The sequence below is a fragment of the Clostridium uliginosum genome, assembly GCF_900112485.1.
Taxonomy (GTDB): Bacteria; Bacillota; Clostridia; order Clostridiales; family Clostridiaceae; genus Clostridium; species Clostridium uliginosum.
Genome location: NZ_FOMG01000002.1, coordinates 33,381 through 55,463, shown reverse-complemented (window position 1 = coordinate 55,463; position 22,083 = coordinate 33,381). Strand labels below are relative to the sequence as shown.

Annotated in this window: 16 protein-coding genes and 1 riboswitch; of the genes, 10 read left to right on the top strand and 6 right to left on the bottom strand. The window is 27.7% G+C overall.

What is annotated here, in order from left to right; genetic code table 11:
* Positions 1-175 precede the first annotated feature (175 nt).
* Together BM027_RS01775 and BM027_RS01770 are read right to left on the bottom strand one after the other, a co-directional pair.
* Entirely contained in the window at positions 176-1,318 is a 1,143-nt protein-coding gene (locus tag BM027_RS01775; protein ID WP_090088253.1) for an ROK family transcriptional regulator, read from the bottom strand.
* 444 nt (positions 1,319-1,762) lie between these two features.
* On the bottom strand, positions 1,763-3,130 hold the full coding sequence (locus tag BM027_RS01770) for a sugar porter family MFS transporter (RefSeq protein WP_090088251.1): 1,368 nt from the start codon (positions 3,128-3,130) through the stop codon (positions 1,763-1,765).
* Positions 3,131-3,824: 694 nt separating this feature from the next.
* Here BM027_RS01770 and BM027_RS01765 point away from each other — a divergent pair.
* From BM027_RS01765 to BM027_RS01755, 3 genes are all read left to right on the top strand, one after another.
* Entirely contained in the window at positions 3,825-4,883 is a 1,059-nt protein-coding gene (locus tag BM027_RS01765; RefSeq protein WP_090088249.1) for an aldose epimerase family protein, read from the top strand.
* Between the two features lie 839 nt (positions 4,884-5,722).
* Complete coding sequence (gene yjeM, locus BM027_RS01760; RefSeq protein ID WP_090088247.1) at positions 5,723-7,234, top strand: glutamate/gamma-aminobutyrate family transporter YjeM; 1,512 nt, start codon at positions 5,723-5,725, stop codon at positions 7,232-7,234.
* Between the two features lie 399 nt (positions 7,235-7,633).
* Positions 7,634-8,767, top strand: a complete 1,134-nt coding sequence (locus tag BM027_RS01755; RefSeq protein ID WP_090088244.1) for a deaminase domain-containing protein — start codon at positions 7,634-7,636, stop codon at positions 8,765-8,767.
* A gap of 26 nt (positions 8,768-8,793) precedes the next feature.
* Here BM027_RS01755 and BM027_RS01750 read toward each other — a convergent pair whose 3' ends face one another.
* Positions 8,794-9,699, bottom strand: a complete 906-nt coding sequence (locus BM027_RS01750) for a cation diffusion facilitator family transporter (RefSeq protein WP_090088242.1) — start codon at positions 9,697-9,699, stop codon at positions 8,794-8,796.
* A 379-nt stretch (positions 9,700-10,078) separates the two neighbouring features.
* The gene (locus BM027_RS01745; RefSeq protein ID WP_090088241.1) at positions 10,079-11,386 is read right to left on the bottom strand and encodes an Nramp family divalent metal transporter; all 1,308 of its coding nucleotides are present in this window, start codon (positions 11,384-11,386) and stop codon (positions 10,079-10,081) included.
* 200 nt (positions 11,387-11,586) lie between these two features.
* Here BM027_RS01745 and mntR point away from each other — a divergent pair, with 200 nt between their 5' ends.
* Positions 11,587-12,054, top strand: coding sequence for a transcriptional regulator MntR (gene mntR, locus BM027_RS01740; protein WP_090088239.1), 468 nt, complete (start codon positions 11,587-11,589; stop codon positions 12,052-12,054).
* A 421-nt stretch (positions 12,055-12,475) separates the two neighbouring features.
* Here the strand turns inward: mntR and BM027_RS01735 are convergent, their stop codons facing one another.
* A complete protein-coding gene (locus BM027_RS01735; RefSeq protein ID WP_090088237.1) occupies positions 12,476-13,153 on the bottom strand; it encodes a helix-turn-helix domain-containing protein in 678 nt (225 codons plus the stop codon).
* Positions 13,154-13,347: 194 nt separating this feature from the next.
* On the opposite strand from BM027_RS01735, the gene BM027_RS01730 reads away from it, so the two are divergent.
* The 6 genes from BM027_RS01730 (at position 13,348) to mgtA (ending at position 21,730) form a co-directional block, all read left to right on the top strand.
* A complete protein-coding gene (locus BM027_RS01730) occupies positions 13,348-14,664 on the top strand; it encodes an NRAMP family divalent metal transporter (RefSeq protein WP_090088235.1) in 1,317 nt (438 codons plus the stop codon).
* A 376-nt stretch (positions 14,665-15,040) separates the two neighbouring features.
* Entirely contained in the window at positions 15,041-15,220 is a 180-nt protein-coding gene (locus BM027_RS01725) for a hypothetical protein (protein WP_090088233.1), read from the top strand.
* 357 nt (positions 15,221-15,577) lie between these two features.
* On the top strand, positions 15,578-16,741 hold the full coding sequence (locus BM027_RS01720; RefSeq protein ID WP_090088232.1) for a class I SAM-dependent methyltransferase: 1,164 nt from the start codon (positions 15,578-15,580) through the stop codon (positions 16,739-16,741).
* A 302-nt stretch (positions 16,742-17,043) separates the two neighbouring features.
* Positions 17,044-17,946: a chemotaxis protein gene (locus tag BM027_RS01715; RefSeq protein ID WP_090088230.1), complete on the top strand. Its 903-nt coding sequence runs from the start codon at positions 17,044-17,046 to the stop codon at positions 17,944-17,946.
* 46 nt (positions 17,947-17,992) lie between these two features.
* A complete protein-coding gene (locus tag BM027_RS01710) occupies positions 17,993-18,148 on the top strand; it encodes a PRD domain-containing protein (protein ID WP_090088228.1) in 156 nt (51 codons plus the stop codon).
* A gap of 280 nt (positions 18,149-18,428) precedes the next feature.
* A riboswitch (M-box (ykoK) riboswitch) is annotated at positions 18,429-18,587 on the top strand.
* A gap of 431 nt (positions 18,588-19,018) precedes the next feature.
* On the top strand, positions 19,019-21,730 hold the full coding sequence (gene mgtA / locus BM027_RS01705; protein WP_090088226.1) for a magnesium-translocating P-type ATPase: 2,712 nt from the start codon (positions 19,019-19,021) through the stop codon (positions 21,728-21,730).
* Positions 21,731-21,834: 104 nt separating this feature from the next.
* Here the strand turns inward: mgtA and BM027_RS01700 are convergent, their stop codons facing one another.
* Positions 21,835-22,014, bottom strand: coding sequence for a hypothetical protein (locus BM027_RS01700; protein ID WP_090088224.1), 180 nt, complete (start codon positions 22,012-22,014; stop codon positions 21,835-21,837).
* Positions 22,015-22,083: the final 69 nt, after the last annotated feature.

Sequence of the window (22,083 nt, the reverse complement as noted above, 5' to 3'; positions counted from 1 at the left end):
GGGTATTTAAGAAACCTTATTTATTTTTATTACTTAAATCCATTGGATAAAAACGGTTTTATTATTTCTGCTAAAACGTTCCTGTTCATAAATTTCAGCATAATTTCTTTTTTTGATTTTCTTATTTCCGTACATTATCCACATTTATATATTATTAAAGAGATGAGTGTTCGATTTATGAGATTAAGCCATTAAATAAAAATTGCTCGCTTGATAATAAGCTTGCACCAATTGCGGTAGAATTACCTTTTAAATTAGAACTTGTAATTATAACCTTATTATTTATTGTAGAATGAAGATGATTTTTTATTTTTTCTATAGTGCCATCTATCTCATTAGTAAATCTGCTGTTAATAATAATTTTTTCTGGATTGAATGTATTATTTAAATTATTTATTGCTATAGAAATATAAATGATAAACTCATCAAGTATTTCTATAGCAACTTTTTCTCCGATTAAAATATCATTTTTAAATTGATTAAAATCCAAATTTTGAAGATCTTTTTTTTGTTTATATAAGTTTAAAATGGCTAATTCAGAAACATATTGTTCTAAGCAGCCTTGGTTACCACAAGGGCAAGGTTTTCCGCCATTTAGCACTATAGTATGGCCTATTTCACCACTAGAACCATTGAAACCATGAAATAAATTATCATTCAAAATAAGTCCGGCACCTACCCCAGAATGAACATTAATACAAATAATATTATTTTCATCAATACCTGCATTTTTTTCAGCAATAGCAGATAGGTTAGCCTCATTTTCAATATAAACTGGTATATTAATTTCTTTTATTAGCTTATTAGCTAATGGAAATTTCTCGAGATCGTAATAAGGAGTAAATTTAATATTATTATCTTCTACAGTACCATGAATTCCTAGGCCTAAACCTACAATACCATAATGAGTGGTAGGCATAGAAGAATGAAAATATTGAATAGTTTTATTTATGTAGTATAAAATATTCTTTTTAGTTATATGATCTACATCTATGTTATATTTAGATATTATTGTTCCATCTAAGCAAGTTAATACTGATGAAATATAATCTACTCTTATGTCTATACCAATAGAAAATCCTGCAGTTTCACAAAATTTTAACATAATTGGTTTTCTACCACCATTACTATCGCCTATACCCTCCTCACATACAAGTCTTCGTTCTAATAAAGTTTGTACGATGGCTGATATTGTAGCTTTGTTTAAATCTAATTCTTTAGCTATATCAGCCCTAGAAACTAACCCCTTTTTTATTATCATTGATAATACAGAATTTTCATTTTTTTTTCTAATTAAATATTTATTAATCGGTTTCATAAATCCAAATTACTCCTTAGTCAATATAATATAATATTATACACTATAATTTTAATAAATGGCTATGTTTTAAAATAGTGTTGATATTGTGGTATAAAGCTCATGGACAGAGGAATTTACTTTAAGAACTCTAAAAATAAAGCTTAGTAATGCATGCTCCCAATCAAAGATTGCTGACAAGCAATTAATTGTACAAATCTTCATTAAGAGTTCTAAAAAGCAAATTCCAATGCCATTTCGCCCTTATACGACAATATCAACATTCACTTAAAACATAGCATAATAAATATATATTTTAATTTATTTATTAAAATTATATAAATAATACTATTATATGTAAATGAAATGATAAGCATAATATAAGAATTTGAAGTTATAAACTGAATGTAGTAAAAAAGTTAGAAAAAAGTCTTTGTTTTTACGGTAAACTAATATAAGAAAAAATTAGTTTAGTTCTACACTTTTTATAGATTTTTCAAATCTTTCTCTTAAATCAAATTCTATTTCTTCAAGAGATTTTTCTTTTGTTTCTATAACTTTTTGGTGGACAAATATATATGCAATTACGCCCATTAGTGCATAAAAAAGGAATAGGGAAGAACCGAATTTTTCAAGCAACATAGGGAAGGTTAATGATACTAATAGGTTAGATAACCAGTTAATAACAGCACTGATACCAATACCAATACCTCTTACACTAAATGGGAATATTTCACCTAACATTACCCATACAACAGGTCCCCAAGTGGCACCAAAAAATAGTATATAACTTGCTAAGAATAAGATTGTAGCATAAGCAGAATAAGATGAACTACTCTTTAAGAAACTATTCATAGCCCAGAGCATTAATAGACTAAGAGACATTCCAACGTTACCAATTAACAATAATTTTTTTCTACCAAGCTTATCTATTAACCAAATAGAAATAACTGTAACTAATACAAATACTGTACCAATACCAATAGTTCCTAAAATAGCAGCAGATTTTCCTAAGCCTGCTTCAGAAATTATCGTTGGAGCATAATATAAAACTGTGTTACAGCCAATAAATTGTTGTAAGAAAGCTAATCCTATACCTATTATTAATGCTGGTCTTGTCCAAGTAGAAACTAAATCTTTTAGTGTACCTTGTTCTTGAGTATTTGCTTTCTTCATTTCATCTATTTCCCATTCAATATCTTTATTTTTACGCAGCTGGCTAAGGATAATACGAGCCTCTGATTCCTTTCCCTTCTTATATAACCATATAGGACTTTCTGGTAAAAAGATCATTCCAATTAATAAAATAAAAGCTGGAAGAAAAGCAAAACCAAGCATCCAACGCCAGCCACCAACAGTATTGGCATATGCATAATTCACAATATATGCCAATAAAATGCCGATAGTAATCATTAGTTGATTAAGTGCTGATAGAGCTCCTCTGCTTTCTGATGGGGCTATTTCAGATAGATACATAGGAACTAAAGTGGAAGCTCCTCCTACAGCGATTCCTAAAACAATTCTAAAAACAATTAGTGTACCTATACTGAAAGCTGTAGCTGTTCCAATAGCGCCAATACAGAATATAATTGCTGATATCATGATTATTTTACGGCGACCATAACTATCTGATAATGCACCACTAATAGCAGAACCAATCATTGCACCAACTAAAATTGAACTTACAACAATGCCTTCTGTTAAAGAATTTAATTTTAAGTCCTGCTTTATAAATAAAATAGCACCAGAGATAATTCCAGTATCATAACCAAATAAAAGACCACCTAAAGCACCAAAAAGATAAATTATAGAATTACTGATTTTCACTTTCATTAAAAATAATCTCCTTTCAAAATAAATAATTTGATTAAAAACCATGCAGTAATGGTTTACTTAATAATCCTAAACCACCTTATAAAGTTAATTTAGCGTACAAACTAACTTTATAAAAATTATGAACCTTATATTTAGTATGATAGCAAATCTTGTTACCGTTTTCAAGGGTTTTTTATAATTTTTTACTTTAATAAAAGATTTTTCATGTAAATATTGAAGTGCATATAAAGAAAGAAATTTTTAAAATTTTTTTTATTAAAATGACTTTATAAAACTACTTGAAAAAGTTTTGGATTAAAATTATACTAAACTCATAGATATAAAATCACATGAATTAAGAATTGGAGGCGTAAAAAGTCAATAGATATTTTAATAAAATTTCCACAGTAGATTGTAAAAATATAAGTATATTTATTTGGGGAAAAGTAATTTATTAACGGGCTGATGAAAACGATATTATGTAGAAATATTTTAAAATAAAGCGTTTTAAATTTAATAGGTTATAATTGAATCCATAACAATGACAACCTTTCGTGTTTATTTTGTTTGGTTATAGATTCAATAATAACATGAAATTATGGGGTCATTGTTTTTTTATATAAAAAAACGCTCGAACCCTTGATATATAAAGAAAAATATAAAAATATAGTGTAAACAACTTTACACTATCAGCGATAAGGAGAGATAAATTATGGGAGTAAAAAAGAAGCTTTATGGAAAGACTCCGGATGGGCAAGAAGTTTATAGTTTTACACTTTCTAACAGTAAAGGCATGATTGTAAAAATACTAAATTACGGAGGTATAATATCCTCAATTGTAGTACCAGATCGATACGGCAAGTTTGAGGATGTTGTATTAGGATATGATAAAATCGAAGATTATATTAAAAATAAATTATTTTTTGGAGCAATTATAGGAAGACATGCAAATAGAATAGAAAACGGAAAGTTTAAAATTAATGGAACTGAATATATACTATCAAAAAACGAAGGTAATAACCAGCTGCATGGAGGAATGGTTGGTTTCGATAAGGTTATCTGGAATGCAGAGATAACCCAAAATGGAGAAAGTGAAGCTGTAGAGCTTTGTTATTTTAGTTTAGATGGTGATGAGGGGTATCCTGGAAATCTAGATGTAAAGGTAACATATACATTAACAGAGGATAACACGCTTGAAATTGATTATTTTGCAGTATCAGATAAGGATACAGTAGTAAATTTAACGAATCATTCATATTTTAATTTATTAGGTCATGGAGCTGGAGACATACTAAAGCACCAGGTTATGATTAATTCTGATAAATTTACAGTAAATAATAAAAATAGTATTCCTACTGGTGAAATAAAAAGTGTAAAAGAAACTTCTATGGATTTTACAAAACTTACACCAATAGACCAAGGAATATTTGATGAATATGATCAGATAAAATTTGGTAAGGGTTATGATAATAATTGGATACTAAATGTAAGTGGACAAAAACCAGAGAAAGCGGCGGAAGTATTTGAAGCATCTAATGGTAGGGTAATGGAAGTATATACTACAAAGCCAGGAGTACAATTCTATACTGGAAATAATATATATGAAAGCCATAATTGTAAAGATGGATCAACATATAATAAGTATAGTGGATTATGCTTGGAAACTCAATATTTACCCAATTTACTAAAATATAAACATTTCCCATCATCAATATTAAAATGTGGTGAAAAATATAGACATAAAACTTTATACAAGTTTTCAACTAGATAATGTAAAAAATAAATATTATAAAAATTTTCTACAATAGCTTTATATGATAATTAATTTTTAATTATGAAGTTATGTGAGATAACATCATAGCTTTATTGTAATATAGTGATAAATAAACGATATATCAAGGGCGCCCTTAAAAAGGGCGTTTTTTTATTCTCTAGGAAATTATATTATTAAAGAAGTTGTGATAATGCAGATTATATTTTTGTTTAAAGGTTAAGGCACATTAAAATAAATAACAAGTCAGTATGCTAGTCTATTTTGCGTCATAAGGAAGCTCGACTCGTATACATTCGCTGAGTAAGTGATTCACACAAAATCATAGATTTTGGTTCTCTACTCACGTCGGCAAACTCATCCCATAGCCCTGCTATGAGATGAGTTTATCTCCTTGTATGACATAAAGTGAAACTTTTCAGGTGGAGTTTTATACTCAACCTGAATTTAGTTGAACTTATCTTAAGACAAAATATACGTCGTATCTTTGACTTGTTATTTTCTTTAATATGCCTAAGAAATAAAAACTAAAGAATAAAAAGAAAATATATTTGCCTGCCAGATTTTTCTCACATACGTTCGAAGAGGCAGATGCGTAAAAAAAATCGACGGCTCCACAGTCGCCTTGACGATATTTTTATATATAAAAATATCTGATCAAATGAAACTAACAACTGTTTTTTTAGCCAGATGTATTATATGAATACAATCCATCTGTTAAAGTTGATACATAAAAATAATGTAATATGGAAAAAGTACTGTTGTTGTAATTGAAATAAAACAACAGTATAAAAATATGAAAGAAAAGATTTAACAAATTTAAAATAAGGAGGGAAAAAATGAAGTCAAGCGCGAAGTTAACAAAAAAATTAACCTTGGTACCGTTGATATTAATGATTTTCACATCTGTTTATGGATTTAACAACATTCCAAGATCATTTTACAAGATGGGTTATGCTGCTATTCCTTGGTACATTTTTTCAGGAATAACCTTCTTCGTTCCGTTTGCATTAATGGTAGCTGAATTTGGTTCTGCTTTCAAAGAGGAGAAAGGTGGAATCTATTCATGGATGGAGAAATCCATTGGACCAAGATTCGCATTCATAGGAACATTCATGTGGTATTTTTCTTATGTAACTTGGATGGTTAACGTTGCATCTGGTATGTGGATTCCAGTATCAAATGCTATATTCGGAAAAGATACAACACAAAGCTGGTCTTTATTTGGCCTTCAAGGCCCACAGGTTTTGGGCGTTTTTGGAATTATATGGATAATAGTAGTAACTTATACATCAACCAAAGGGATAGATAAAATAAAGAAAGTAACTTCATTAGGTGGAACTGCAGTTTTATTATTGAATATATTCCTTTGGATTGGTGCTATAGCAGTATTTTTAGGAAATCATGGAAATTTAGCTCAGTCAATTGAAGGGTTAAAGTCATTTACACAAACACCAAATCCTAAATATACTGGAGACATAATTGCTTCGTTAGCATTTGTAGTATATGCTCTATTCGCTTATGGAGGAATAGAGGCTGTGGGTGGATTAGTTGACCAAACTGAAAATCCAGAAAAAATTTTCCCCAAAGGAATTCTTATTTCAGCGGCTATAATCTCAGTAGGATATTCATTAGGAATACTGTTTATTGGTATATTTACTAACTGGGAAACTGTAATGGGTATTAAGGAGGTTAATCTGGGAAATGCAAGTTATATAGTTATGTCTAATCTAGGATATTCACTTGGTACAGCTTTTGGAGCAAGCGAGAACACAGCTATAGTTTTGGGTAAGGGTGTTGCAAGATACGTTGGGCTTTCAATGTTCCTAGCACTGTCCGGTGCATTCTTTACACTTATGTATTCACCATTAAAGCAGATAATTGAAGGCACACCAACTAAATTATGGCCTGGAAAAATTGGAGAAACTAAAAATGGATTGCCTATCAATGCTATGTGGATTCAAGCTACTATAGTTTGTGTAATGATAGCATTGGTAGCTTTTGGAGGAAGCTCAATGGCTACATTCTTCAATATACTTGTTTCCATGACTAACGTAGCTATGACACTACCATATGTGTTTATAACTCTTGCATTCCCGTATTTTAAGAAGAAAACAGAAATCAAGAAACCTTTCGTAGTGTTCAAAACCCAAGGAATTGCAAATTTGTGGACTTGTATAGTTGTTTTAACAGTAGGATTCGCTAATTTATTTTGTATAATACAGCCAGCTATAGAAGGAGATATGCAAACAACAATCTGGAGTGTAGCTGGACCAATAATATTCTCAGTAGTTGCATGGTTAATGTATAGTAGCTATGAAAAGAAAAATAAAGGTGATGTTTTGGAATAAACTGAAAAATACCCCCTTTATATAAACAGTTTTATTATTTTAACTGTCTACTATAAAGGGAGCATATCAATTGATATTTGTCGTGGTTTTTTACGTTATTATAATATTTTTAATTTTTCCTTTGCTATTTCAGAATCAATGGTAGTTAGCTCTCTAACATTTTTGTCCTTCCTGAGTTTGTTGCGTTTTTTATTTTAGGTTGGACATTTTGTTAGAGTTTTTTTATGTATATAAAAATATTTAACTTATTTGAGTTCTTAGATATAATAGGAGTATAAATAGACCGTAAAGAAAACGGTGATATTAATGAGTTTTAAACTTTATGGTATAACAGAAGAATTATTACAGAGTTTAAGTTATAATTTTTTTCAACATGGACTCTAAAGATAAGAGGTAAATATGATACAAAGAAATATTCCGTTAAAGAAGAGAAAAAAAGAACGAATAAAAATTAATAATCTAAATGGGTTTAAGGATGCATTAAAAAGAGAAGGATATAAGATAAATGAACTTGATGAAGAAAAATTTAAAGAAAAAATTACAAAGACTTTTAAAGTAGATAATAGTATAACAGAGAGGCTTTATATATGCATTAAGGATACTAAGATTACTTATAGAGCAAATGATATAAGGGATTTTATTGACTATATAGAAAAAATGATAGTATTTGAAAATGAACATAACAAACTATGTAAAAAAATAAATGAAATAAAAAAACTAAATATAGATAGAATCGAATATGAACGAGAGATGAGCTCTCAAGATAATGTTGAAGATATCATAAATGCCATAGAAGAAATAAAAAGTGATATATCTAGAATAAAAAGTGAAGAAGAGAAAGCAAAATTAGAAGATTTAGAAAAAGAATTAGATAAGGACTATCTTTATGCAAAGGATATTGAACTATTAAAAAAAATGGTTCTTATTAGAAAAGAAGGTGTAAAAGAAAAATATAATGCCAAAACTAAAACTAAAACAATATCGATAGAAATACCCAAGCAGATAAATTATGAATATATTCCAGTGAAAAATGGTACTGTAGAGTATCATCAACATTTAAGCAATAACATACCAAGAATGCAACGTTTAATAAAGAATATGAATAAATATATGAAAGTTGATGAAAAAGAAAAAACAACATTTAAAATAGATCAAAGCAAAGCATTGCAGGACTCTATAAATATAGCAGTAGCAATATATGATAATAAGGAATTTAAAGCAATAAGTGGCAGTAATAATATAACAAATTATTGCACGGCACCACCACTAGAAGAGGCAATTTTTAAAAGTAGTAAAGTTAATAAATTGGGTAAATTAGGTATAGGATATGACAGAGTTAACGATAGTGAAAAAAAGATATTTGAAGAAATACATAAACAAATAGAAGCAAAAGTATTGAAGAATCAAGGAAATCTTATTTTGTATAGTAAATTGGAACCGTGTCCAAGCTGTTGTTTTGTAATTAGTCAGTTTTGTAAAAAACATCCCAATATAAAAGTACAGGTGAAATATAGTAAAAAATATGGTGAATAACAGCTCATTCCAATATTAAAAAAATATTATTTACAATTAATATTATTATCTGTAAGGGTACATTCATTACAGATTTTTTCACAAGGTTCAAGATGTATCAATATTTCAGTATTTTTTAGAAGCTTTTCTACATCAGTTTCAATTGTATTACATAAATCATGAGCAGTCTTAACAGACATATTTTGAGGAAATACTAGGTGTAAATCGATATATTTTATTATTCCAGATTTTCTTGTTCTAAGATTATGATAATCGCAAAAAACGGAACTATGTTTATTAATTTGTTGAGTAATAATTTTAATTTCTTCTTCAGATAATTTAACATCTAAAAGAGGATTGAAAGCTGATATTAATAAATGATAGGCTTCTTTAAGTATAAATATTGCTATAAGAATAGCAACTACAGGATCAAGAAAATTAAGACCTGTAATCCAAATTAGTAAAAGTCCTCCACCAACTCCTAAGGAAGTATAAACATCTGTTTTAAGGTGAAGAGCATCTGCTTCAAGAGCAATTGAATCTTGTTCCTTAGCGACTTTGTATAATTTTTTAGACACTATATAATTTATAAAGGCTGATATAAACATAACAATAAACCCAAGGCCTATAGATCCTATATCTTTAGGATGAAAAAGTTTATTAATACCTTCAACTATTATAAATATAGCGGCTACAAAAATAAGTAAAGCCTCTATTACACCAGAGACATTTTCATATTTACCGTGACCGTAAGGATGCTCTTCGTCTGCTGGTTTAGATGATATTTTAACTGACAAGAATGCTATAACAGATGCTAGTAAATCCATTGTTGAATGAATTGTTTCAGAAATAATACTAACAGAACCACTTATAAGTCCTACGACCAATTTTAATAGTATTAAAGTTGTATTAGAATATATAGATAATCGTGCAACTTTAATTTTATCATTCATAAAAAAACCTCCATATATAAAATGTAAATAGTTTATATAGTAGGAAAGTATCGATTAAAATAAGTAAGTAAATTAAGAATAAATGTATTTTTGATTATAAAATAATATATTTATTTTATCCCATTTTTTTTAATATATTCTATGTTGGTATCAAAGGCATTTAAATTCTTTTTCATTCAATAAAATCTCTACTATTATATTAAGCTAAACTACTTGATAAGCTTATATTCCTATTAAATATAATAATACAGGATAATTAGTGTATTTAACAATATAAAAACCCTTCTAATATTAAAACAAAGCCAAAATTATATATGGGAAGGGTTTTTAGATTTAATTATAATATAGTATTGATCTATTTCCTTAAAATAAAATAAGATTAAGCTTTACCTGTAAATATTAGGTATAAGAGCAATGCATTTAGTAATATTACCGCAGTAGTTATTAGAACACCTAAAAACCTTACAAAACTCTTATTGGCTAAAATCCCCATTAAATCTTTACGTTTAGCTATAGTTAACATTTGTATTATTGGGAAGGGTAGGATAAAACTAAGTGCTACCTGACTTAAAACAAGAGCATATATTGGATTTATTCCAACTGCAATTATAAGCAATGCTGGCATCATGGTTATAAGTCTTCTAACATTTACAGGTATGCTCAAATTAACAAAACCTTTCATAATTGTTTGCCCAGCCAGGGTTCCAACAACAGAGGATGATAGACCTGATGCAAGTAATGCTATTCCAAAGGAGTCACTTGATAAAGAACCTAATAAAGGTTGTAGTGATTTATGAGCCTGCTCTATTGAATTTACTACCATTCCATTTTTATAAAATACTGCAGCGGATACTACAACCATTGCAGCATTAACAATAAAAGCAATATTCATAGCGATAGCTATATCTATCTTTTCCATTTTTAAATGTATTAATTTGCCTTGAACTGACGAATCAGTACTTCTGTGCTGAACTAACTGAGAATGTAAATATATTACATGAGGCATAACTGTTGCACCAAGCATCCCTACAGCAATTAATACGGCTTGACCATTAGGCAACGTTGGAATTATGGTATGAATACCTACTTGAGTCCAATCTGGTTTAGCAAGAAATAATTCTATTGTATATGCAATACTGATTATGGCGACAAGTATTGATATTATGATTTCAATAGTTTTCTGACCATACTTTTCCATGTAGCAAATTATAAATGTTATTAATCCTGTAAGAAGTCCTGCGTATATCATAGGTATATGAAACAATAAATATAATCCCAATGTTCCACCGAGAAATTCTGCCAAATCTGTTGCCATAGCACCTATTTCAGCAACAATCCAAAATATCCAGTTTACTTTCTTAGAGAATACCTTAGCGCACATTTCAGGGAGATTATGACCTGTGGCTATTCCTAATTTTGCAGACATAGTCTGTAAGAATATAGCCATTAAGTTACTACATAAAATAACCCAAATGAGTGTATAGTTGAATTCTGATCCTCCACTGATATTAGTAGCAAAATTTCCTGGATCAATATATGCTACACTAACAACAAATGCCGGTCCTAAAAATTTTAGTAATTGTTTTAATTTATTTGACATTTCCATGCCATTATTTGTTAGTCGTTTCAAAGTAAAAATTTTTTTAGCAGATACATCAATATTTGCTAAACTTTTTTCGTTTTCCATAAAATACATCATCCTTATTACTTAATTCTTTTTGATAGACTTAAAATAGTTATTAAGAGTTAATTTTGTTAGTCTAAACTAAATTTATTTTTTAATATAAACTATGTAGTAGTTAAAAAAAATGATACACTAAAGTAATTTTTTTATTTGTTCAAGCATATAATTTACTTAACAAACTATAGCTTAAAGTAGGTGAAAATATGACTAAAAATAATTTCTATACTTTTAATGAATATATGAAAAAAGAAGATAATTTGCTTACTGCTTCTATGGAGGATTACCTAGAAATGATATATAGATTATCTTTAAATGCAGGATTTACAAGGATTCACGAACTTTCTGATGCACTTAATGTTCAACCACCTTCTGCTACAAAAATGGTACAGAAGTTAGCAGAACTAAAGCTTTTAAAATATGAAAAATATGGGGTTTTAGTACTTGAAGAGTATGGAAAGGTGATTGGAGAGAAACTGCTTAATCGTCATAATGTTATAGAAAGTTTTCTAAGAATACTTGATGTTTCAGAGGCAGAGGTATTAGAAGAAACTGAAAAAATTGAACATACGATAAGTAAGCAAACAACACAATGCTTTCAAGATTTTATACAATTCATTAAGGATAATCCGGAGGTAGTTATTGAGTTTAAAAAGTACAGAAAGACTCTATAGTGATATACATAAATTTCTATTTAATAGTTTTCAAATATGATAAAAATGTTAACATTTGTAACAAATTATATATATAAAATATATTGTTCACTATATAAAATATTTTGTAATATGAAAATTAAATTTGTGCAATTTTGGAGGCTAATAGAATGAATGAAAAAGCTCCTCAACTTGGTAATTGTGTATTTAAACAGAGCGAAAAAAAATAATTTAAGACTCATTTTTAAAAATATGTAAAAAGATTACATCAATAATTATAATAGTAACATGCTAAAAAAAGTCTACACTATTATTGTTTATAAAGACCACGTTGAAGTAATATTCAACGTGGTCTTTAATATTTTAAAGGATTAAGTAAAGAACTGACATCAAGTTATGGTAAAGGCTATAGTAAAGCTAATTTATTTAATATGGTCAAATTTTAATCATCCTGACTGTTTTTTATTGAACTATTAACTGGTATAAGCATATTTAATACCAAGTTTACTGCTATCATATCATCAATAAATCCAATGGGAAATATAAAATCAGGTATGAGATCAACTGGTAGAATAAAATAAAGCAAAGCCGCTCCTATTAAAATAAATTCTTTTTTTGTTATATTAATAGAGCAAAATCTTTCATAAAGATTTTTAAGTGTTGATATAAATTGCCCTGTTTGTGATAAAGTTTCTATCTTCTTATTAAAATCTCTATGAATTAAATCTTTTCCTTCTTCTGTTTGTACATATTGCCCATACTTATTTAATTCCTTTTGAATATTATTTTCTAATTCTTTGTTTTTTAACTTATCTGAAAATTTTAATACATCATCTGTATTAAAATAATCATTTTCAATAATTTTATCAACTGTATTGGTTTCTTCTGTACAACTTTCTTTTATGTCAATATCTGCTGCTTTTAATAGCTCTCCAAGTGATATATTTATTGCTTTTGATATCTTTTTTAAATGATTTATATTTGGTTTTTGTTTGTTATTTGCAATTCTAGATATTGTTGATTTATTAATACCTGTTTCAATACTTAGTCTACCCATAGAAATTTTTTTATCTGAAAGCAACTGTTTTAATAATTTACCAAAGTTTTGTGTCTCTTCCATAACTTAAACCCACCTCCATAAATCCCATCATATAATAATTATTTTTATAATATACTATGAATTAATTATAATTCCGTGAAATATTTTGTTGAATTTATAGCAACATCTTGTTGAATTTATAGCAACATCACAGTAACAAAATGTTGATTTTTTTTATATTATATATCAACATTTAAATTTTATGGAGGTACATGATGAAAAACACAAGCAAAGAAAATTTAATTTCTAAAGAAAATTCTAAATTTAATCAACTTGTGGAAGAACCTAATAAAGGCTTTCGTAAGCGTATGATTCTGTTATGGGCATTAATTGGTCCAGGTGTAGTTGCAGCATTAGCAGATAATGATGCTGGAGGAATAATCTCTTATGCATTAACGGGAACACAATTTGGTATAAGTTTTTTTATTCCTCTAACATTTTGTCTTATTATAATCACATATACAGTACAGGAAATGTCAATGAGACTTGGTGTTGTTGCTCAAGAAGGATACACAAAATTAGTTAGAAAACATTATGGAAAGGGGTGGATGATATATCATATAGTGGCTCTATTAATTGAAAATTTAATTACTCTTTTAACTGAATTTATAGGTATGTCTTGTGGTTTAGTTATATTAGGATTACCATTATGGGTTAGTGTATTAATTAGTTTATTACTTGTATTATCAATAACAATTTTTGCTGGTTACTGGGCAAAAGAACGTCTATCTTTACTAATTGGTATATTTAATATTGGTTTTATAGTGACGGCTTTTATCACTAGACCAAGCTTTGCATCTTTATCTAGTGCATTTTTAAATTTTAGTGTTCCTCATGGAAGTAATAATATAGTTTTTTATGTTATTGCACTTATCGGTAATGCAGTTGCACCTTGGATGATATTCTATCAAAATAGTGCTTATATAGATAAAGGGGTTACATCTAACAATATTCGTTTAGGGCGTTATGACACTCTTATTGGCAGTATATTTCAAGTGTTTATAGCTGCGTGTATTATAATAATTGGTGCTTGTTTATTTAATAAAATTCCAAATCTTGCTGATGCCGGTCCAGCTGAAATTATAAAAGGATTAAATTCAATCTTAGGTTTTACACCTGCGTTAATATTTGCACTTGGGTTATTTAATGCTGGTTTGCTTGCATCGATTACTGTTGGTTTGTCATCTGCATGGAGTGTAGCTGAAGCCTTTGGATGGAAAAAAAGCTTAAATAATAAGGTTACAGAAGCACCTAAATTTTATGCAGTATATTTTATTAGTGTAATTCTAGCGGCTATAGGGGTCTTAATTCCTAATTTACCTTTAAATTTCATTTCAATTGTAGCTCAAATATTAGGAGGTATCTTAATGGCTCCAATATTAATTTTTTTAGCATTTCTAACTTCAAACGAAGAAGTTATGGGTAATTATAAAAATAGTCTTTTTGCTAATATAAGAGCATGGATTACGGTCATACTTCTTATAGGCATAGGTATTATTACAATGGTTAATATTATACTTGGAATAGGATAATACTAGTTATATTTTATTATAAACTTTATTATTGTAACTATAATTCTAATACTACAATAAAAATATAAATTTTATATAATACAAACTTAATATTTTTATATAAGGCACATGAAAGAAAATAATAGACCCAATATACAGGCATACTGGTATATTATTTTTTAATGTGCCTGAAATTTAGATAGATAATATACTCTGTTTGAAAAATTTGTGTGTTAATAATTCATCTGATATAATTTAGTTCATAAACATTTATACATACTCACTTGTTATTTTTTTGAATATGCCTTATAACAAGGATTTTATATAAGTGTTTTTTATTTAGTTGTAAATTTATCAGGAAAATATGGAGTTTTTTAAGTAAAAGGAGGAGATAAGTATGTTTACTAATGAGGAACTTTTAGTAATAGAAGATGCATTAAGAATTGCTGATGAAGAATATATAAAATTAATTGACTTAAATAAGCATAATAAAACTAGATTGGTTGCATATAATAGAAAACAAAAAAAGTTATGGTTAGTTCAAAATAAATTAAAGAAGCTTATACAAGAAAAATAGAATTATGCTTTTATCTTATATAAAAAACTATTCTTAATACTGATGCCTATAGACTGGACACTTAGAAAAAGTGTTTAGTCTGTAGGTGCTTTTTTGTATACATAATTAAGAGTAGAGAGTGGATTAAATGATTGTTATAGCAATTAATATTAAGTTCATTAAGTAAATCTCATATTTACAGAAATGTTTAATAAACAAGGAAAATTCTATGAATTAGAAGAAGGTGTAGTTTACTAAAAAATGTTTGATATATATAATAGTGTTAATGTATAAGAAATTAATTTTAAAATAAGGATCTGTTTTAATATCAACACAGTTTTAAAACATAGCCTAAAATAAATGATAAGGTGTGGAAAAATGGAAGATTTAAATAAAGCAATTAATGAAATAGTGCAACAAGATATTATAAAATTAGTTATTAGTAGTAAGATGAATAAAGACGTTCAATACAATAAGATAACATTTTTATTAAAAGAAAATAATAAAAAACAATATTATCAAATAGAAAAATACACTGATAAGCAGGTGTTTCATGAAAATATTGATACAGATATTTTAGAAGAAAAACTTTTAGAAGTCGTATCATCTAGTTATAAACAAGTTTCGGCTTGGTCAAATACAGCTACATTTGAGTTGAAAATCTCTAAAAAAGGTAAAGTACTTTTTAGCAAGAAAAAAAGTGATAACATAAAACTTGTTAATAAAGGCCATAACAAAGAAAAAAATTATATTCTTAAAGAGGGTATGATTATTGAACCTCTTATAGATTTAGGTGTTTTTACAAAAGAAGGTAAGGTTATTAATTCAAAATATGATAAGTATAAGCAGATAAATAGGTTTATAGAAATTATTGATGATGAAATTAAGAAGAATGATTTTAAGGAACTTACTATTTTAGATTTTGGATGTGGAAAGTCTTATCTAACATTTGTATTGTATTATTACTTTGTAGAAATTAAAAAAATTAATGTAAAAATGATAGGATTAGATCTTAAGGCTGATGTTATTAAAAAATGTAATGATATAGCTAAACGATATAATTATGAAAATTTACATTTTGAACTTGGAGATATAAATGGGTTTAAATATAATAATAAAGTTGATATGGTAATTACACTACATGCATGTGACACAGCTACTGATTATGCTTTATATAATGCAATAAAGTGGAATAGTAAAATGATTTTCTCTGTTCCTTGTTGCCAACATGAATTTAATCACCAAATTAAAAGTGACTCATTATCTATATTAACAAAGTATGGAATAGTGCAGGAGAGGGTTGCCGCACTTATGACAGATTCAGTTAGAGCAAATCTTTTAGAAAGTGTAGGATATAAAACTCAACTTCTAGAATTTATAGATATAGAAAATTCTCCTAAAAATATATTAATTAGGGCATCAAAAGCTAATATATCTAAGGATAAAAAAGAAAAATCTTTATGTGAAGTTAATAATTTAATAAATCAATTTAATTTTAATCCAACATTATTTAATTTATTAAAAGAAGATAATTTAATTTAGGCATCTGAAAAAGTAATATATGTCTTTAGAAAAGAATTTAGTCATATAAAAGAAAATAACTAATAGAAGCTTAAGTTTATGAAAGAATTATATTAAAAGATATATAGATTTGGATATTTCATAACTAAAATATCCGAATCTGTAGAAAATTTAAAAAAATGATGTAGTTTCAGTAAATAAAATCGACAATTAAAAAGAAGTGATTATTATGAATATCTAATTATGTACTAAACGTAATAGTAAATAATTAGATATTCATAATAAAAAAACTTTAAATTATGTTTAAGTAAGGGGTAGAGATTATGAATAATAATATATTACTAGAATCAGGTACTGGAGAATTAGAAATAATTGATTTTATTGTTAATGATACTCATTATGCAATTAATGTAGTAAAGGTTAAAGAAATAATAGAAATGCCGACTAATAGTTTGACCAAGTTACCAGATCCTAAACCAGAAATAGCTGGGCTTATACTGTGTAGAGAAGAAATTCTTACTTTAATTAATTTGAAATATATTATAACAAAGCAAACAACACAAAACATGGGTTCTAAAGTTATAGTTTGTGAATTTAATAAAGTTAAAGTTGCGTTTAATATTGATGATGTAGTAGGAGTTCATCGTATTAAGTGGAATGAGATAAGAAAACCTGATGATTTATCAGAAAATTCACTAGCTGTTGGGAATATACTTTTAAATGGTAAGGTAATAATTATGCTTGATTTCGAAAAGATAGTTACAGATATTTGTCCTAGTTCTGGAATAAGTGAGGATAAACTAGTAAAAGTAGAATATAAAGACAGATCAGATGTGAAATTAGTTTTAGCTGATGATTCTGCTTTAATTAGAAAACTTTTAAAAAACACCCTTACAAAAGCTGGTTTTAAAGATTTAAGAGTTTTTGATGATGGTAAACAGACATTAGATTTTCTTAAAGGATTAGCAGAAGAAAAAGGAGCAGATTTTACTCAGGATGCACAAATTCTTATTACTGATATAGAAATGCCACAAATGGATGGACTAACACTTACGAGAAAAATTAAAGAAGATGAAATTTTAAAAGAGTTACCAGTGGTAATATTTTCATCATTAATTACTGATACATTAAAACATAAAGGAGAATCAGTTAAAGCTGATGCACAATTAAGTAAGCCTGAAATAAAAGAACTTGTTGACGTTATAGACAAGCTATTGAATGTGTAATGTAGGTTTACAGATAAATTTTTCTAAGAATTAAAAGAAGAAGGATATGTTTATTTTCGAACAAATTACAAAGCAGTATCCAGATGAACTTAAGTACGCTAAACTAATTCAAGAATATGTAAGAAAAACATTGGACAAAGAGATTTCATATGAGAAACTTCTTTATTTAACTATACATATGGTACGCATTGTACAAAAATAATAAAAAATTTAAACACTCAAGATATTTAATATCTTGAGTGTTTTGTAATATAATTCAAAGACACAAATAGATGATGAAATAGTTAGATAGATAATATAGTGATATTTATTTTAAATCCATATGAATAAAGTTTTTTAGAACATATACATTATCAAATAATATGAAATACATGAAAAAAGTTGAATAGATGGGTTAAATTATATATAATATTAATTTGTTTTTATAGTTGACAACTTAATATCATGTGCATATAATAAAAAAGAATTAGAATATAAAACTAAATAGTTTTCGGTAGGTGAGGTTACCTTAGGGATACGGATTGTTACCGCGGAGTAGTGGAGACACTATGAGAAGGTTAGCAGAGTACGTCGATTCAAGGCGTATTTTAATACAATTTCATTGCCCTAAGAAGCTGAAGCTTGAACGAGCATTAATAGATGTAAGAATTAGTGTATATTAATAGAATGTAAAAATTAGTATATATTAACATAGAGTATAATTGATGTATGCTTTTATTGTCCTCGTTCAGCTTAAATTGAACGAGGACTTTTAATTTTAAAAAATAAGAGAGGTGAATATAAGTGGACGCGGGAAGTAGTAGGTGCATGAGAGCAGATTACATTGACCAGATAAGATTATATTTTTATAAAAAGTCACAAACAATATACTTAAATGAAGAAATGTATATAGAAAAATTTCTACATTTAGTGCTACCGTCAAGACTTGTTTATGATGCCTAAAAATATAAAATTTTACTGTGTTTAAGGATGTAACCTGTTTACTATATGTGATTTATGGTAAATAGGTTATTCTTTTGTTTCTATTCTCATGCACTCATTAAATGATTTAAATTATGAGGAGGGAATAGAAATGAAATTTTTATTTAACAAAAAAAATAGTGAAAAATCAATTTTAGAAAGACACATCAAAAGAAGAGAAATGATAAATAAATTGCTAGATGCTTCAGCAATTAAAATAGATGATGTATTAAAAGAATATAAAACAACTTATGAAGGAATAACAAACAATGAAGCTAAAATTAGAATTGAAGAGTATGGAGAGAATGAGATAAACTATGGTGATGAGGATGTTTGGTATAAGAGATTTATCAAAGCATTTATCAATCCATTTACAGTTGTACTTTTTTTGCTTGCAATAGTTTCATTTGTTACAGATTATGTTATTGCATTGCCAGAAGATAGGAAGTTAACTACAGTAATAATCATATGTACAATGGTTACAATAAGTGGAATACTAAAATTTGTACAAGAAGGTAAATCAAACAATGCAGGAAAAAAGCTTAAAGCTATGATAAAGACAACAATAGCTGTAATTCGTGAAGGCATTGAAGAAGAAAGAGATATTGATAATATTGTACCAGGAGATATTATAAAATTAACAGCTGGTGATATGATTCCCGCAGATATTAGAATAATTCATGCAAAAGATTTATTTATAAGCCAAGCATCTATGACAGGAGAATCAGAACCAGTCGAAAAATTTGCAAAATTATCAAATGAAACAAGAAAATCAAAAAATATTGATTGTTTTGAACTTGAAAATTTAGCTTTTATGGGTACTAATGTTATTAGTGGGACAGCATTAGCTTTGGTTATAAATACAGGAAATGATACTTTTCTAGGAAGTATTTCAAACACATTAACTGAAAAAAGAGAATTAACAAGTTTTGATAAAGGTGTTAATTCAATAAGTAAATTATTAATTAAGTTTATGACAATAATGGTACCTATTGTATTTGTTATTAATGGTATAACTAAGGGTGATTGGATTCAAGCTTTTTTATTTGGAATTTCAATTGCTGTAGGATTAACTCCAGAAATGCTTCCTATGATAGTTACTACAAATCTTGCAAAAGGTGCACTATCTATGTCTAAAAGCAAAACAATAGTTAAGAATTTAAATTCTATACAAAATTTTGGAGCTATAGATGTCTTATGTACAGATAAAACAGGAACTCTTACAGAAGATAAGATTATTTTAGAAAGATATCTTGATATTCACGGTAATGAAGATTTAAGAGTACTCCGTCATGGCTATTTAGTAAGCTATTTTCAAACAGGTCTTAAAAATTTACTTGATGTTGCAATACTTGAACATGGACAAAAAGAAGGCTTTGTAAATTATAAGGAAGTATATGAAAAGATAGATGAAATACCATTTGATTTTACTCGCCGTAGAATGTCAGTAGTGTTAAAAGATAATAAGAGAAAAACACAACTTATTACCAAAGGTGCAGTTGAAGAGATGTTAGATATATGTACTTTTGCAGAATATAAAGGAAGTGTTGTTGAACTTACAAATAACATTAAGAATGAAATTCTAAGTACAGTTAATGATTTAAATGAAAAGGGCATGAGAGTTATAGCAGTAGCACAAAAAACAAATCCTTCACCAGAAAAAGCATTTTCAGTTAGGGATGAAGCAGATATGGTTCTTATGGGTTATATGGGTTTTCTAGATCCACCAAAGGAATCTTCTAAAGAAGCAATAAAAGCATTAAATGAATATGGAGTAGATGTAAAAGTTCTTACAGGAGATAATGAAAAAGTAACTAAGTATGTATGCAATAAAGTAGGCGTAAATATAAAGAATATACTTCTTGGTTCAGAAATAGAAAGCATGAGTGATGAAAAACTAAAAGTTGCAGTAGAAGAAACAAATATTTTTGCAAAGTTATCACCACAACAAAAAGAAAGAGTAGTTTCTTTATTGAAAAAAAATGGACACGTTGTAGGTTTCATGGGAGATGGAATTAATGATGCTCCAGCAATGAAAAAAGCTGATATTGGTATTTCAGTTGATACAGCTGTGGATATTGCAAAGGAATCAGCAGATATTATCTTATTAGAGAAAGATTTAATGGTACTTGAAAAAGGAATAATTGAAGGCCGAAAAATATTTGCTAATATTATTAAATATATTAAAATGACAGCAAGCTCTAATTTTGGAAATATGTTTAGTGTTTTAGTAGCAAGTGCATTACTTCCATTTTTACCAATGCTACCAGTACAATTGTTAGTATTAAATTTAATTTATGATATGTCTTGTATATCAATTCCATGGGATAATGTAGATACAGAATTTCTTAAATCTCCTCGTACCTGGAATTCATCATCAATTGGAAAATTCATGTTATGGATTGGACCAACTAGTTCAATATTTGATATTACCACATATCTATTAATGTATTTTGTTATAGGCCCAATTGTTTGCGGTGGAAACTATGGTGCTCCAGGGGTTGATAATACATTATTTATGATGGTATTTAATGCAGGATGGTTTGTAGAATCTTTATGGTCACAAACACTAGTTATTCATATGATTAGAACTCCTAAAATACCATTTATTCAAAGTAGAGCATCATTACCAATAGTTATATTAACAACTATTTCAATTGTAATAGGTACAGTTATACCATATACAAAATTCGGAAGATGTTTGGGTATGTATCCTATGCCAGCAGTATATTTCTTGTTTTTATTAGTTACTATTTTGGGATATATGGTTTTAGTTACAATGCTTAAAAAACTATATGTAAGAAAATACGGAGATTTGTTATAAGGTCTATCTAAAGAATAATATAATATATCAAGAAAAGGCTGTCTTAAAATGATTTTTAAATCAATTTAAGACAGCCTTTTCTATGTGATTTAGATTAGGAATATTTATAAATCATCTACATCTTGTTCTTCACCATACCTAACAGTTCCTTCAGAACTAAAACTATCTTTTGGATATTTTTCAATAAAGTATCCATCATTAGGTTCTTTTGAAGGCTTAGCATATCCGGTAGAAGATTCTAATTGATTATTTGTTGAATTTTTAATACTTTTCATTTTAAACATAATAAACTTTCTCCTTTACATCAGAATAAGGTACATGAAAAAAATAATATACCAAAGATGCATCGTATA

What these genes read in the sequence shown, in the direction of transcription:
- yjeM (WP_090088247.1), top strand. Translation starts at nt 5,723, where the DNA reads ATGAAGTCAAGCGCGAAGTTAACAAAAAAATTAACCTTGGTACCGTTG.
- BM027_RS01765 (WP_090088249.1), top strand. Translation starts at nt 3,825, where the DNA reads ATGGGAGTAAAAAAGAAGCTTTATGGAAAGACTCCGGATGGGCAAGAA.
- BM027_RS01770 (WP_090088251.1), bottom strand. Translation starts at nt 3,130, where the DNA reads ATGAAAGTGAAAATCAGTAATTCTATAATTTATCTTTTTGGTGCTTTA.
- BM027_RS01730 (WP_090088235.1), top strand. Translation starts at nt 13,348, where the DNA reads ATGAAAAACACAAGCAAAGAAAATTTAATTTCTAAAGAAAATTCTAAA.
- BM027_RS01750 (WP_090088242.1), bottom strand. Translation starts at nt 9,699, where the DNA reads ATGAATGATAAAATTAAAGTTGCACGATTATCTATATATTCTAATACA.
- BM027_RS01725 (WP_090088233.1), top strand. Translation starts at nt 15,041, where the DNA reads ATGTTTACTAATGAGGAACTTTTAGTAATAGAAGATGCATTAAGAATT.
- mgtA (WP_090088226.1), top strand. Translation starts at nt 19,019, where the DNA reads ATGAAATTTTTATTTAACAAAAAAAATAGTGAAAAATCAATTTTAGAA.
- BM027_RS01745 (WP_090088241.1), bottom strand. Translation starts at nt 11,386, where the DNA reads ATGGAAAACGAAAAAAGTTTAGCAAATATTGATGTATCTGCTAAAAAA.
- BM027_RS01735 (WP_090088237.1), bottom strand. Translation starts at nt 13,153, where the DNA reads ATGGAAGAGACACAAAACTTTGGTAAATTATTAAAACAGTTGCTTTCA.
- BM027_RS01755 (WP_090088244.1), top strand. Translation starts at nt 7,634, where the DNA reads ATGATACAAAGAAATATTCCGTTAAAGAAGAGAAAAAAAGAACGAATA.
- BM027_RS01720 (WP_090088232.1), top strand. Translation starts at nt 15,578, where the DNA reads ATGGAAGATTTAAATAAAGCAATTAATGAAATAGTGCAACAAGATATT.
- mntR (WP_090088239.1), top strand. Translation starts at nt 11,587, where the DNA reads ATGACTAAAAATAATTTCTATACTTTTAATGAATATATGAAAAAAGAA.
- BM027_RS01775 (WP_090088253.1), bottom strand. Translation starts at nt 1,318, where the DNA reads ATGAAACCGATTAATAAATATTTAATTAGAAAAAAAAATGAAAATTCT.
- BM027_RS01710 (WP_090088228.1), top strand. Translation starts at nt 17,993, where the DNA reads ATGTTTATTTTCGAACAAATTACAAAGCAGTATCCAGATGAACTTAAG.
- BM027_RS01715 (WP_090088230.1), top strand. Translation starts at nt 17,044, where the DNA reads ATGAATAATAATATATTACTAGAATCAGGTACTGGAGAATTAGAAATA.
- BM027_RS01700 (WP_090088224.1), bottom strand. Translation starts at nt 22,014, where the DNA reads ATGTTTAAAATGAAAAGTATTAAAAATTCAACAAATAATCAATTAGAA.